Origin of the sequence: Mycobacterium sp. 360MFTsu5.1 (genome assembly GCF_000383495.1) — a bacterium.
GTDB classification, from domain to species: Bacteria; Actinomycetota; Actinomycetes; order Mycobacteriales; family Mycobacteriaceae; genus Mycobacterium; species Mycobacterium mucogenicum_B.
This window is the reverse complement of sequence record NZ_KB911467.1, coordinates 378,349-392,622: the sequence shown is the minus strand read 5'-3', so window position 1 is coordinate 392,622 and position 14,274 is coordinate 378,349. Positions and strand designations below refer to the sequence as shown.

The 14,274-nt window shown below is 68.6% G+C and carries 12 protein-coding genes; 8 read left to right on the top strand and 4 right to left on the bottom strand.

From position 1 onward, the window contains the following. Positions 1-120 precede the first annotated feature (120 nt). The 4 genes from H289_RS0116840 to H289_RS0116825 are packed head-to-tail and all read left to right on the top strand — an operon-like array spanning position 121 to position 4,920. Entirely contained in the window at positions 121-1,935 is a 1,815-nt protein-coding gene (locus H289_RS0116840; protein ID WP_029105351.1) for a penicillin-binding transpeptidase domain-containing protein, read from the top strand. Positions 1,936-1,966: 31 nt separating this feature from the next. Then, the gene (locus H289_RS0116835) at positions 1,967-2,548 is read left to right on the top strand and encodes a DUF1707 SHOCT-like domain-containing protein (RefSeq protein WP_020101980.1); all 582 of its coding nucleotides are present in this window, start codon (positions 1,967-1,969) and stop codon (positions 2,546-2,548) included. A 25-nt stretch (positions 2,549-2,573) separates the two neighbouring features. Next, positions 2,574-3,431 (top strand): type I methionyl aminopeptidase, encoded by an 858-nt coding sequence (gene map, locus H289_RS0116830; protein WP_029105350.1) that lies wholly within the window; start codon positions 2,574-2,576, stop codon positions 3,429-3,431. Position 3,432: 1 nt separating this feature from the next. Then, positions 3,433-4,920, top strand: a complete 1,488-nt coding sequence (locus H289_RS0116825; RefSeq protein ID WP_020101978.1) for a cobyric acid synthase — start codon at positions 3,433-3,435, stop codon at positions 4,918-4,920. Here H289_RS0116825 and H289_RS0116820 read toward each other — a convergent pair whose 3' ends face one another. The 4 genes from H289_RS0116820 to H289_RS0116805 all read right to left on the bottom strand — a co-directional run bounded on the left by H289_RS0116820 (position 4,921) and on the right by H289_RS0116805 (position 9,573). Then, complete coding sequence (locus H289_RS0116820; RefSeq protein ID WP_020101977.1) at positions 4,921-6,510, bottom strand: amino acid permease; 1,590 nt, start codon at positions 6,508-6,510, stop codon at positions 4,921-4,923. A 102-nt stretch (positions 6,511-6,612) separates the two neighbouring features. Continuing rightward, a complete protein-coding gene (locus H289_RS0116815) occupies positions 6,613-7,542 on the bottom strand; it encodes a TAXI family TRAP transporter solute-binding subunit (protein ID WP_020101976.1) in 930 nt (309 codons plus the stop codon). Further along, positions 7,539-8,912, bottom strand: coding sequence for a sensor histidine kinase (locus tag H289_RS0116810; RefSeq protein ID WP_020101975.1), 1,374 nt, complete (start codon positions 8,910-8,912; stop codon positions 7,539-7,541). Before H289_RS0116810 ends, H289_RS0116815 begins: the two co-directional genes overlap by 4 nt. A 1-nt stretch (position 8,913) precedes the next feature. Beyond that, on the bottom strand, positions 8,914-9,573 hold the full coding sequence (locus H289_RS0116805) for a response regulator transcription factor (protein WP_020101974.1): 660 nt from the start codon (positions 9,571-9,573) through the stop codon (positions 8,914-8,916). Between the two features lie 60 nt (positions 9,574-9,633). Between H289_RS0116805 and H289_RS0116800 the strand changes: the two genes are divergently transcribed. The 4 genes from H289_RS0116800 to H289_RS0116790 all read left to right on the top strand — a co-directional run bounded on the left by H289_RS0116800 (position 9,634) and on the right by H289_RS0116790 (position 14,262). Continuing rightward, positions 9,634-9,978 carry a hypothetical protein gene (locus H289_RS0116800; RefSeq protein ID WP_138158365.1) on the top strand — a complete coding sequence of 115 codons (345 nt, stop codon included), beginning with the start codon at positions 9,634-9,636 and terminating at the stop codon, positions 9,976-9,978. A gap of 23 nt (positions 9,979-10,001) precedes the next feature. After that, complete coding sequence (locus H289_RS32490) at positions 10,002-10,349, top strand: hypothetical protein (protein ID WP_138158366.1); 348 nt, start codon at positions 10,002-10,004, stop codon at positions 10,347-10,349. Between the two features lie 43 nt (positions 10,350-10,392). Beyond that, positions 10,393-10,929 carry an alpha/beta hydrolase gene (locus tag H289_RS0116795; RefSeq protein WP_029105349.1) on the top strand — a complete coding sequence of 179 codons (537 nt, stop codon included), beginning with the start codon at positions 10,393-10,395 and terminating at the stop codon, positions 10,927-10,929. A 96-nt stretch (positions 10,930-11,025) separates the two neighbouring features. Further along, positions 11,026-14,262 carry a DEAD/DEAH box helicase gene (locus H289_RS0116790; protein ID WP_020101971.1) on the top strand — a complete coding sequence of 1,079 codons (3,237 nt, stop codon included), beginning with the start codon at positions 11,026-11,028 and terminating at the stop codon, positions 14,260-14,262. Positions 14,263-14,274: the final 12 nt, after the last annotated feature.

The window sequence follows — 14,274 nt, the reverse complement described above, 5'->3', positions numbered from 1 at the left end:
TCGAGGTAGCCGCCGGGGCCCGTCGTAGCTCACAATCCGGCGTAGCTCACAAAACTGTCACGGTTGCGTCTCGGTGTGCCTCCACGTCGCGGGCTAGTCACACTTCTAACATCAGCCCCAATGGCAACGCACACATCATCCGTTTCACGCTCGGCCGCGTTGTTGTCGGTGGTGGCGGTCGCAGGAGCGATGACGGCCTGCACCCCGAAGCCCAACGGCCCCGAGCCCACCGCGCAGGCGTTCTTCGCCGCGCTCGGCCGCGGCGACACCGGTGCCGCCGCCGACCTGTCCGACAAGCCCAATGACGCCCGAACCGCGATCAACCAGGCCTGGTCGGGCCTGCAGGCGACCAAGCTCGACGCGCAGGTGCTCGGCTCCAAGTACACCCAGGACACCGGCAAGATCACCTACCGGTACACCTGGCACCTGCCCAAGGATCGCATCTGGGCCTACACCGGACAGCTCAACATGATCCGGCAGGACGGCCGGTGGCAAGTCCGTTGGGGCAGCACGGATTTGCATCCCAACCTGGGGGAGCACCAGAGCTTCCAGCTGCGCGCCGACCAACCGGTCCGCGCCTCGGTCAACGAACTCGGTGGCACGAATGTTCTGGTACCCGGGTACCACTACAACTACGCGCTGAACGCCCGTTCCGCGGCGGGCGAGCTGATGCGGACCTCCCGCGTGGTCGCCGACGTCCTGCGACAGTTCGACAACACCATGGACGCCCAGCGGCTCGCCGAACAGGCCAGCTCGTCCACCGGACCGCTGAACCTCATCACCCTGCGCCGCGAGGACAACGACAAGGTGTCCGGGGCGCTCGCGCACCTGCCCGGTGTGGTCATCACGCCGCAGCCCGAGATGGTGCCCACCGACCCCCGATTCGCGCCGGCGATCGTCACCGAGGTCAAGAAGCAGGTGGCCGATCAGCTGATCGGCCAGCCCGGCTGGCGCGTCGTCAGCGTCAACCAGAACGGCGCCGACATCGACGTCCTCAACGAGGTGCCGGGCAAGCCGGCGCCGTCGATCACCATCAGCCTGGACCGCAACGTGCAGAACGCCGCCCAGGACGCCGTGAACATGGTGGGCCGCAAGGCGATGATCGTCGCGATCAAGCCGTCGACCGGTGAAATCCTGGCCGTGGCCCAGAACGCGGCCGCCGACGCCGACGGCCCGACCGCCACCATGGGCCTGTACCCGCCCGGGTCGACGTTCAAGATGATCACCGCAGGCGCCGCGATCGAAACCGACATGGCCGGGCCCAACACGCTGCTCGGCTGCCCCGGCACGATCGACATCGGGCATCGCACCATCCCGAACTACGACCGGTTCGACCTCGGCGTCGTCCCGATGTCCAGGGCCTTCGCGAACTCGTGCAACACGACGTTCGCCGAGCTGGCCAGCCGGATGCCGCCGCGCGCCCTGACGAATGCCGCCGCCCAGTACGGCATCGGCGCCGACTACCAGGTCGCCGGCATCGACACCGTCACCGGGAAGGTGCCGCCCACGGTGAACCTGGCCGAGCGCACCGAGGACGGCTTCGGCCAGGGCAAAGTCGTCGTCAGCCCCTTCGGGATGGCACTGGCAGCGGCGACCGTCGCGGCCGGAAAGACCCCGCTCCCGCAGCTGATCGAGGGCCGCCCGACGACCGTGTCCGGCAACACGGCGCCGATCACGACGAAGATGATCGACGGCCTGCGGCCCATGATGCAGCTGGTGGTGACCAACGGCACAGCCAAGGATCTGCGCGGCAGCGGCGACGTACGGGGGAAGACCGGGGAAGCCGAGTTCCAGGGCGGCTCGCACGCCTGGTTCGCCGGCTACCGCGGTGACATGGCCTTCGCGGCCCTGATCGTCGGCGGCGGTGGGTCGGAGACCGCGGTCCGCATGTGCCGGGACATGTTCAAGGGCCTGCCGCCCGATTACCTGGCCTGACCGAAGGCCCCGGCCTGAGTAGCCTGTTTGGATGACCAACAGCGACGAGATCGCGGTCCTGCGCGTCTCCGACGCCGACCGCAACGGCACGCTCCGGCGGCTGCACAACGCGGTGGCTCTGGGGCTCATCGACATGGACGAGTTCTCCGAGCGGTCCGCGTTGGTCGCCCTCGCCCGTCAGCAGGCTGAGCTGGCGGTGCTGGTCGGCGACCTGCCCGCGCCCAACGCGATCGTCACGGGCTCGGCCGACCGCGTCGAACTGCGCGGTGTCATGGGGTCGCTCAAGCGGCAGGGTGAGTGGGTCGTGCCGACCCGGCTCGCGCTGGTCCGGCGCGTCGGCTCGATCGACCTGGACCTGACGCGGGCCCGGTTCGGTGGGCCCATCGTGGTGATCGAACTCGATCTCAAGTTCAGCTCGCTGGATCTTCGGTTGCCCGACGGCGCCAGCGCCTCCATCGACGACGTCGAGGTGGCCGTCGGCAGTGCCACCGACCATCGCAAGGACGCGCCCGCCGACGGCACCCCGCACGTCATCCTGACCGGGCGGGTGGTCTTCGGGTCGGTCGATATCCGCGGGCCGCGCCGGACGTGGTTCGGCCGCGGCGACCGATAACTCCGGCGCTCGCTAAGCTGGGACGATGTCTGTTCGTACTGCGCTTCGCCCCGGCGAGGTGTCCGCCACCCTGCCGGTGCCCAAGTCGATCCCGCGCCCCGAGTACGCGTGGAAGCCGACGGTGCGCGAAGGCAGCGAGCCCTGGGTGCAGACTCCCGAGGTGATCGAGAAGATGCGCGTCGCCGGCCGCATCGCTGCCCAGGCGCTCGCCGAGGCCGGCAAGGCCGTCGCCCCCGGCGTCACGACCGACCACCTGGACCGGGTGGCGCACGAGTACATGCTCGACCACGGCGCCTACCCGTCGACGCTGGGCTACAAGGGTTTTCCCAAGTCCTGCTGCACCTCGCTGAACGAGATCATCTGCCACGGCATCCCCGATTCGACGGTGATCGAGGACGGTGACATCGTCAACATCGACGTCACCGCCTACAAGGACGGCGTGCACGGCGACACCAACGCCACCTTCCTGGCCGGCGACGTGTCCGAGGAGCACCGGCTGCTGGTCGAGCGCACCCACGAAGCCACGATGCGGGCCATCAAGGCGGTCAAGCCGGGACGGCAGCTGTCGGTGGTCGGCCGGGTCATCGAGTCGTACGCAAACCGGTTCGGCTACAACGTGGTTCGCGACTTCACCGGACACGGCATCGGTGAGACGTTCCACAACGGCCTGATCGTGCTGCACTACGACAAGCCCGAGGTCGACACCGTGCTGGAGCCGGGCATGACCTTCACCATCGAGCCGATGATCAACCTCGGCTCGCTCGACTACGAGATCTGGGACGACGACTGGACCGTCGCGACCGTGGACAAGAAGTGGACGGCGCAGTTCGAGCACACCCTCGTGGTGACCGAAGACGGCGCCGAAATCCTGACCCTGCCGTGATGTGACCGGAGGGGCTCTGCTGGTCGCCGGCACCACGTCGGACGCCGGTAAGTCGATGGTGGTGGCCGGGCTGTGCCGGCTGCTCGCCCGCAAGGGTGTGCGGGTGGCGCCGTTCAAGGCCCAGAACATGTCGAACAATTCGGCCGTCACGGTCGAAGGCGGCGAGATCGGGCGGGCCCAGGCGATGCAGGCCCGGGCGGCCGGGCTGGCGCCCAGCGTGCGGTTCAACCCGGTCCTGCTCAAGCCCGGCGGCGACCGGACCTCGCAGCTCGTGGTGCGCGGCGTCGTCGCCGGTACGGTGGCGGCGGGGGACTACTTCACCCGCCGGACACAGCTGGCCACCGTCGTGTCCGACGAATTGGCCTCGCTGCGAAGCGAATTCGATGTGGTGATCTGTGAAGGTGCGGGCTCGCCCGCCGAGATCAACCTGCGGGCCACCGATGTCGCCAACATGGGCCTGGCCCGCGCCGCGAACCTGCCGGTGGTCGTCGTCGGCGACATCGACCGCGGCGGGCTGCTGGCGCACCTGTACGGCACGGTGGCGGTACTGGAACCCGCGGACCAGAAACTGATCGCCGGGTTCCTCGTCAACAAGTTCCGGGGCGACCCGGCGCTGCTGGAACCCGGCCTGCGGCAACTGGAATCGCTCACCGGACGCCCGACCTACGGCGTGATCCCGTACTGCGACGACCTGTGGCTCGACGCCGAGGACTCGCTGTCGGTCACGCCACGTGGGCAGCTGGGCCGGCCGACGGCGCCGCGCGGCCGGGATGTCCTGACGGTGGCCGCCGTGCGACTGCCCCGCATCTCGAACTCCACCGACGTCGAGGCCCTCGCGTGCGAGCCGGGGGTGCACGTCCGCTGGGTCGACACCGCCGCCGAGTTGGCCGGCGCCGATGTGGTGGTGCTGCCCGGCAGCAAGGCGACCGTTTCCGACCTGAACTGGCTGCGCGAGCGTGGACTCGCCGAAGCCGCCACGGCGCATGCCCGGTCCGGTCGCGCGGTGCTCGGCGTCTGCGGCGGGTTCCAGATGCTGTGCACGACGATCCACGACACCGTCGAGTCCGGCGCGGGCCGGGTCCCCGGCCTGGGTCTGCTGGATGCCGACATCGAGTTCGACGCCGACAAGACCCTGAAACACTGGGATACGCCGTTGTACGGCTACGAGATTCACCACGGCCGGGTCGCACGGTGCGCGGAGCCGGACTGGCTGGGGGTCGGCATCCGGCGCGGCCAGGTGTACGGCACCCACTGGCACGGGCTGCTCGACAACGACGCCGTGCGGCGGACCTGGCTCACCGAGGTCGCGACGAGCTGTGGCAAGGACGGGTTCGTCGTCGCCGACGACGTGAACGTCGCCGCGTTGCGCGACGTGCAACTCGACGTGATGGCCGATCTGCTTGCCGCACATGTGGATATCGACGCGGTGCTGAAGCTCGTCGAATCCGGTGCGCCGGCCCGGCCGGTGATCAGCAGCGTGTGCCGGTGATCAGCCCGGTTCGCCGACCGGCTCTGCCGGTGCTGTCGGTTCTACGGGCTCCTCGACCTGCTTGATAGGCCCGGTGAACCAGTTCTTCACCGACACGTGCCAGTAGATGTAGAGCAGAAACAGGACGCCACCGACCAGCAGCGGCGTGTAGTTCACGAACTTCCACTCGAAACTCGGGTCCCACGGCACGCCGCCGAGGGACGTCGGGAACATCGCGATGATCGAGGTGATCGTGATCTCGGCCAGCGCCACCGGTGCCATCCACTTGTGGTGGCCGCGCAGATTCCAACTGCCCGTGGTGAATTCATCACCGGCCCGCCAGCGGTAGTAGATCGGGACGGCGAAGCACAGGTACACCCCGACGACGCCGATGGACACGACGGCATAGAACGCCACGGGCGTGGGCGTGCCGTTGATGTCGACCTTGACCAGGGCCGGCAGCGTGAGTGCGGCGGCCACGACCGCGGTGATCGTGACGCTGTGCGTCGGCACCCGATGCTTGTTGACCTCCGACCACCACCGGTGGCCGGGCACGGCACGGTCCCGGCTGAAAGCGAACAGCATGCGGGATGCGCTGGTCTGGCAGGCGACGGCGCAGAAGAACTGGCCGGCCGTCGAGATGAACAGCACCGCCGTCGCCCAGTTCGAGCTCATCGCCTGGTTGAAGATGGCGGCCACCGCGCCGCCGCCCTTGGACACCGCATCGGAATCCTGGACCGCGAACAGGAAGGCCAGCAACAGAATCCAGCCGCCGACGGCCGAGTAGAAGATGGACCGCCAGATGCCCTTTGCGGCCGCGCCTGCCGCGCTCTTGGTCTCCTCCGAAAGGTGTGCCGACGCGTCGTACCCCGTGATCGTGTACTGCGTGAGGATCACCGAGATCGGCAGCACCACGAACAGCCAGCCGGCGCCCGAGGTCGCGCCGCCGAACATGCCGCTGTTGTTGATCGTCTTGGCGAAGACGTCCGAGAAACTCGCGTGGTGGCTCGGCACGAAGATCAGGATGCCGATGACGGCCGCCGCGCCGAAGACGTGCCACCACACCGAGACGTTGTTGATGATCGCCAGCAGGTGGCTGGAGAAGATGTTGATCAGCGCCGAGATGCCCAGGATGGCGACGAAGATGACGAATGTCCGGGTGAGGCTGTATCCCGCCAGCCAGTCGGCGCTGAGGGTGCCCAAGGTGAGGTCGATGAATGTCGCACAGCCGTAGGCCACCGAGGCGAGGATGGCCACCAGGCCGATGAGGTTGAGCCAGCCGGCATAGAAACCGGCCTTCGCGCCGCCGAGTTTTGCTGCCCACCAATAGATTCCGCCGGAGGTCGGGAACGCCGACACCAGTTCGGACATACAGAGGCCGATGACGAGGATGAACGTCGCGACGATCGGCCAGCCCCAAGCGATGGCCGCGGGTCCGCCATTGTTCCAGCCCAGCCCGAACGAGGTGAAGCACCCCGAGAGGATGGAGATGATCGAGAACGAGATGGCGAAGTTGCTGAAGCCGGACCAGGAGCGCTGCAGTTCCTGGCTGTAGCCGAGCTTGGCCAGTAGCAGCTCGTCTTCGGTGAGTGCTTCGTGTCCTTCTGGCACTGTGACCTCCTTGGGACCCCCGGATGTTGAAGAACAATAGGGTGCGTCAGGGTTTCGCGCTGGCCAACGGATGCCGCCGTTTCGGGGATGTTTCGGCCCGTTTCAGCCGTGCAGGATGCGGTATTCCTCGATGGCGCCGGGGTGCAACGGGATTCGGCCGGTCTGGATCATCGACGGCGGCTGCAGGTACTGCAGTCCGCGGACTTCGGGCGGCATGAGTTGCGTTGCGTCGTTCGCCAATACATCGACCGCGGCCGCCGCGAGTGCGTTCGGCAGGCCGGGCCGGCACAGCAGCAGGTCGGGGGAGCCGATGGTGTACACGCTCGACGGCACGTAGGCGCCGATCGGCGCGCGCAGGAGCAGATAGGGGTAGGACGCCAGTTCTGTCATCGGTGCCACCCACGGCGTCAGGTCCAGAATGCGCAGGGGCAGCGTCTTGTCGAGCTCGGCGATGGCGGGCGTCGGGATGCCGCCGGACCAGACCAGCGCGTCGATGGTGCGGTTGCCCAGCGCGGCAACCGCCTCGTTCAGACGCAGGTCGGCCCGCCGGACCCGATCGGTCAGATTCGCCGCACGAAAGAGCACCGTGGTGATGGCCGCGACGCCGGAACCGGACGGTCCGGTGGAAACGGTCAGTCCGGCAAGGTCATTCACCTGCCGGATGGCGGAGTGGTCGGGGACGACCAACTGCAGATAGTTCTCGTAGACTCGCGCGACCGCCGGCGGGACGTCGGTGGGCGGCCGGGTTCGCAACTGCTGCTCGACCACGTCGGCCTGTGCGAGTGCCATGTCCGCCTGGCCCGACCGCAGTAGCTCGAGATTGTCGACGCTGCCCGCGGTGGGCATCACGGTGACCGTGATGCCGGGATACCGAACCCGGAGGCGCTGGGCGAAGATCTCGCCCACCGCCAGGTAGAGACCACCGCGATCTCCGGCGGCCAGCCGGATTGTGCCCTGGGTGTTGTTCGGCAGGCATCCCGCGGCGACCGCCGCGGCAGAGGAGGCGAGGAAAGCGCGCCGGGTCAGGGTCATGATGTGCTCGCCGGCAGGTGATAGCGGACCGCGAGACCACCGTCGGGGGACCGCTCGACCGACGCCAATCCGCCGTGTGCGGCCGCGATTTCGGTGGCGATGGCCAGGCCGAGGCCGGTGCCCTGGCTGTCGTCGTGCCCGCGCCAGAACCGGGTGGCCGCCTGCGAGACGGTGTCGGCCGGTAGGCCGGGGCCGTTGTCGCTGACGGTGAGATCGATGCCGGTGTCGGTCGGCACCGTCGACACGGTGACGGTGGTGCCCGTGCCGGAGTAGCGCAAGGCGTTGTCCAGCGCGATGTCCAAGAGTTGCTCGACATCGTGGCGCGGCATCTGGACGGCGAGGTGGGGGTGGGCGGTCTCGAAACGCAGTCGCTGGTCGTTGGGGTCTGCGGTGGTCTGCCAGAAGTCCAGCCGCTGCTCGACGACGCTGTCCAGATCTGTCGAATCATGCACTGCCGCAACCAGACCGGAACGGTGGCTGTGGCTGGCCTCCTCGGCGCGCGCCAGGCGGAGCAACTGGGCCAGCAGGTTCTCCAACCGGTCCAGCTCCGCCGACATCGAGTCGTAGGTCGGGCGCCCCGATTCGGCGACGTGGTCTTCGAGGGTGTCGGCACGCAGCCGCACGGCGGCCAGTGGGTTGCGCAACTGGTGGGAGGCGTCGGCGATGAGCCGGCGTTGATGATCGAGCGAGGCGTGCACCGCCTGCGCCATGGCGTTGAACGCCGACGTGAAGCGCCGCAGCTCGGGCGGTCCCGACACGTGAGCCGGCTGGCCGGCGATGCCGCCGGCCATGTCCTCGACGGCCCGCTCCAGCCCGACCAGCGGCCGCAGCACCCACCGGGTCACGCTCTGCGCGGTGACGGCCGCAACCCCGAGCAAGACGATGCAGCCCGCCGCGATCCACAACCAGTCCACGGTGATGTCGTGTGCGGCGGTGGCCGGGTCGACGCCCAGGACCACCGCGCCGACCAGCTCGCCGTTCCGCCGAATTCCCTTGGCCTGCAGCATCGGTCGCCGGTCCCACGGCATGATCCGGGTCCGCGGTGCGGCGGGAGCGTCGGACGACGCCCGCTCGGCGGCCGTCGTCACCCCCGGATCGGTGACCGACAAGCCGGCGGCGGCGAGCGTCCGGCCGTCCGCGTCGACGATCAACACGCCTTCGCCGTACACCCGGTGGTAACGCTCGACCAGTTCGGTGTCGAGTGCGCCCGCGCTGGCGGCGACGTCGGCCAGCGTCGTCAGTTGCCGCTCGCGTTCGGTGTGCAGGACGTTGGTGCGGTGGTCGGCCAGGCTCAGGGCCAGCGGGATCGCCAGCGCCGCCGTCGCGATGAGCAGCAGCGTCATCAGCAGCGCGCGAACCCGCAGACCCACGTCAGTGGTCCAACCGGTAACCGAAGCCGCGCACGGTGTGCAGCGGTATTCCGGCCAGCTTGGACCGAATCTGGCCCACGAAGAAATCCAGGGATCGCGAGCGGCCCACCACGGCGGTGCCCCAGCATTCGAGCATCACCTCTTCACGGCTGACCGCCTCACCCTGACGGGCAGCCAGCGTGGCCAGGATCTGGTACTCGGTCTTGGTCAGCGCCTGCGCCTGGCCGCCCACGGTGACCTCGTGCCGGTCGCGATCGATGGTCACCGGCCCGGCCACCACCGGCGGGCGGGCGACGGGGCCGGTGCCGCGCTGCACCCGTCGCATGACGGCCTCGATCCGGGCCAGCAGCACCGCCTTTCGGACGGGCTTGACCAGGTAGTCGTCGGCCCCGGCGCGCAGCCCCAGCACCACGGCGCCGTCGCTGTCGCGCGCCGTCATGATGATGACCGGCGCGGTCGACGCGCGGCGCAGCGTCCGCAGCACGTCCAGCCCGTCCATGTCGGGCAGACCCAAATCCAGTAACACCAGGTCGCAGCCCTTGACGCGATTGAGTGCGTCGTCGCCGCGCGTGGTGTGGGTGACGGTGAGCCCGGTCTGTTCGAGGAGCTCGACGAGCGCAGCGGCGACACCCTGGTCGTCCTCGACGAGCAGCACGCGCATGGGCCGATGGTAGGGCTCGTGGTCGGTGAACCCCCTGATTTCGCGCTGAATCTGAGGATCGTGCAAGGAAAGGCCCGGCGCGGCCCGTGGAGTATTCCGGTGGACGCGGTGCGCGGAAACCATGTGCTCATCAACAGACATGAGGAGGTCACGATGTACCAGAACACCCATTTCGCCAAGGCGACGGTCTCCGTCGTGGCCGGCGCATTGGTCGCCCTCGGAACCCTCGGGTCTGCCTCGAGCCCAACCGGATTCGCGCCGGCATCGGACCCGGTGGCGACCGGCCACTCCTGCGATGTCGTGGTCGTGGCGCACACGCTGTGCCAGGGCGGGCAGCACCGCCACGGCACGTCGCCCACGGTCGGCCGGGCCTACTGGGACCTCAACTCGCGGCCGACGGCCTGAGCGACGACGGAACGGAGAAAACCATGAACGTTGTCAGCGTGGTAGCCGAGATCGGAATGGCGGACGCCGCCGACAGTGATTCCTCGTGGGTGCCGATGCTCGTGTCCCTCTTGGTCGTCGGGTCGATCCTCGGAATGCACATCTTCGCGGCCTGGCGCTCGCGCCGCCGTCGGGCAGCGCGCCGCCTTCGTGCGGGCGGACGCGGTGCCGCGGCCTATGGCGTGGGCGCGGGTTCCGACGGCGGGTGGGGCGCCGGATTCTTGGACGGCGGTGGCTCGAGCGGCTGCGGTTGCGGGGGCGGCGGTGGTTGCGGTGGTGGAGGTTGCGGGGGCGGCGGTGGTTGCGGGGGCGGCGGTGGTGGCGGCTGCTGAATATCGGTACCTGCGGTCCGGTTACGTTCGCTACGGTGGCGTCATGCCAATCATCCCGACCGTCGACGGTTTCGGCGCCACCGTCGACGTGTCTGGCCCCGACGCCGCCACGACAGTCGTCATGCTCACGACCAAGCAGGCGACGAGCGCCTTGTGCGAGCTGCTCCACACCGCTTCGCTGCGCACCGTGGTGATCGAGGCCGATGACCGGCTGACCGTGAATTCGGTTGTCGGCATTCTGGATACGCTCGGGGTGAAGTGGGCGCTGTTGTTCGCCGACCGCAGCGCGGGCGAGCTGGCCTGGCGGCTGGCGGCCACTCGTCTGGACCGGTTCACCGCCCTGGTGGCCGTCGACGGCAGCCATCCGCGGGCCGACGGGGAGTCGGGCGACGGGTGCCCGCCGGTGGAGATCAACACCACCGTCGTCGTAACCAGCGCCGATGCCCGTGCGCGGGCGCAGGCCGGACAACGCTTCATCTACGGCGAGTTCCGCTTGGCCGAGCTCATGGGCCGGCGCAGTGCCGAGGAGTTCACCGCCCAGGTGGCCAACGAGATCGTGCTGCGCAGCAGTACCTGGTGACCGGCTGCTGGGGCGAGCGAAGCGACGGGATCTGCCGCTGGGGCGAGCGAAGCGACGGGATCTGCCCCTGTCGGTCCCGGCCGTTATCGTGACGACATGGAAGGCACGGACTCGACGGCCGGGCTAGCGCTCGCGCCCCACGAGGTGCTTCGTGCCTTCAACGCCCAGACGCTGGCCCGCGGCGAAACCTACGCGAACCAGGGACGCGTGGTGGCCGCGAGGTATGACGCGGTCGACGGGACGCTGACCGGCTCGTGCCTCGGTTCGAAGTCCGAGTACTACGACGTCGAAGTGGCGTTGTCGGGTCCCCGTACCGGCCTCGAGATCGAGTACACCGTCTGCACCTGCCCGGTGGGGCGCTACTGCAAGCATGCGGTCGCGCTGCTGTTGGCGGCGATCCCGAGCGCACCTGACCGGGCGGCCCCAAAACGCTGGCAGGTGGTGCTGGGTTCGCTGCTGGACGAGATGACCGACGCCGATACCGACACCGCCGGTAAGTCGTTGGCCCTGGAGTTCGGGATGCTGCCGGCGGGCCGGTACCACACGACGCCCATCGCGACGCTCCGGACTTTGACGGTCGGCAAGCGCGGAAACTGGATCAAGAGCGGCATCAGCTGGCGGCGCCTGTTCGACACGGCCGACCCGGGTGAGTTCGACCGGGACCAGTACAGCGCGCTGCGGGCGCTGGTGCTCGCCGTGCCCGGTTACTACCCGTACAGCAGCGACCAGTTGGTGCTTTCCGCTGTGGGACAGAGCTTTTGGACCGATCTGGACCTGGCGGTCGAGGCCGGCGTCACGCTTGTCCCCGGAGCGGGCATCCGGGCGGTGGAGCTTGCCAAGGACGTCCAGTTGCGGCTGGACTTCACCGTCTCCGACACCGGCGGTGCGCAGATGTCGACGGTGCTCGTGGTCGACGGCGAACCACGGGCGCCCGAAGGCGTCGGGCTGGTGGGCGCACCCACGCCACACGGCATCCATCAATTGGTGGACGGCATCCTGCATCTCGGAGCCTTCGCGCCGGTGCCCGGGCCCACGCTGCTCAAGTTGATCGCGAACGACGAGAAGGTACAGATTCCGCCCGAGGCGCTGTCGGAGTTCGCGGTGGACGTGCTGCCGCGGCTGCGCCGGACGGTGCCCGTCGACATGCCGGAGGGCCTGTTCGCCGAACCGGACATCGCGGGGCCGTGGCCCGTACTCAGCATCACGGCCGACGAGGTTGACGGCCGCGTGAAGTGGCGCACCCGCTACGAGGTGAACGGGCGCCGTCAGGAGTTCGACGCGGCGGGCGTCACGCGCACGAGCGGTATCCGGGACAACGCTGCCGAGGATGCGATGTGGCGGGCGATCGCACCGGCGCTGGAACTGATTTCGGGACTGTCGGCGCAGGACGACCCGCTGGCCTCGCTGTTGCTGTCGCGCCGGCTGTCCCTGCCGCAGATCGCGGTGCTGTGCCATGAGGTGCTGCCGCAGCTCGCCGGGTACGAACAGCTGATCGTCGAAATCGACGAGCGGGCCGCGGCATTCCGGCGCTCGGTCGCCGGCGCGCAACTCGGGTTCGGCACCGCGTCCTCCGACGAGGCGCCGGCGCAGGACTGGTTCGACCTGCACATCACCATCGATGTCGACGGCTACCCCGTGGCGCTGTCGTCCGTCATCGCCGAATTGGCGTCGGGCGCCACCCACATGCTGCTGTCGAACGGGGTCTACTTCCGGCTCGACACCCCGGAACTGCTGCGGCTGCGGGCCCTGATCGAGGAAGCCCAGGCGCTGGGGGAGCTCGACGGCGACCGGGTGAACGCGTCGTCGCTGAACGCGACATTGTGGGACGAGCTGCTGGGCCTCGGCGTCGTCGACCGGGAACTGGCGCAGTGGCGCGACAACATGGCGCGGCTGGCCGCGGCGCAGCCGCCCGTTCCGGTGTCCCCGCCCGCCGGACTGCAGGCCGAGCTGCGCGACTACCAGCGTGACGGGCTCAATTGGCTGGCGTTCCTGTGGGACAACGGACTCGGCGGTGTGCTGGGCGACGACATGGGCCTGGGCAAGACGGTCCAGACCCTGGCCCTGATCAGCCGCGCCGTCGAGCAGGGCGCGGGGAAGTTTCTGGTCGTCGCGCCGACCAGCGTGGCATCCAACTGGGCCGCGGAGTGCGCGAAGTTCGCGCCGGGGCTCACCACCGTCGTCGTATCGAGTACCGAAGCCCGCGGCGCGGTGCCCATCGCCGAGCAGGTCGCCGCGGCCGACATCGTCGTCACGACCTACACGCTGCTGCGGATCGACAACGACAAGTATCGGGAAATCGCTTGGGCCGGAATGATTCTCGACGAGGCGCAATTCGTCAAGAACCATCACAGCAAGACGCACCAGTGCGCGCGCCGCCTCGATGCGCCGTTCAAACTGGCCATCACCGGCACCCCGATGGAGAACAACCTGATGGAGCTGTGGTCGCTGTTGTCCATCACGGTGCCCGGTCTGTTTCCCAGCCCCAAGATTTTCGAACGCTACTTCCGCAGGCCCATCGAGTCCGACGGCGAACCCGGGCGCCTGGCGCTGTTGCGACGGCGGATCAAGCCGGTGTTGTTGCGCCGCACCAAGGATCAGGTCGTCAAGGAGCTGCCGCCGAAGCAGGAGCAGGTACTGGCCATCGAACTGTCGGCCAAACACCGGAAGATCTACGACACCCGGCTGGCGCGCGAGCGACAGAAGGTGCTCGGCCTGCTGGGGGAGTGGGAGAAGAACCGCTTCCAGATTTTCCGGTCGCTCACCCTGCTGCGGCAGCTCAGCCTGCATCCCGGGCTCGTCGATGCCGAGACCATGGAGGCCGGCTCCACCAAGGTCGATTTCCTGATCGAACAACTGGACCAGTTGGTCGCCGAGGACCACAGCGCGCTGGTGTTCAGCCAGTTCACCGGCTTTCTGGCGATATTGCGCGGCCGCCTGGATGCCGCCGGGATCGAGTACAGCTACCTGGACGGGTCGGTGGACGCGCGGAGCCGGGCGCAGGCCATCGACGACTTCAGCGCCGGCCGGACCAAGGTGTTCCTGATCAGTCTCAAAGCCGGCGGTTTCGGACTCAACCTCACCGCTGCCGACTACTGCTTCCTGTGCGACCCATGGTGGAGCCCGGCTGCCGAGGCGCAGGCCGTCGACCGCGCACACCGCATCGGCCAGCAGCGCCCGGTGAACGTCTACCGGCTGGTGTCCGAGAACACCATCGAGGAGAAGGTGATCGCTCTGCAGGAACGCAAGCGCGCGCTGTTCGCCGCGGTCATCGACGACGGCGACATGTTCGGCACTGCAATATCCGCCTCCGACATTCGCGAACTACTCGGCTGAGGGAGACTGGAC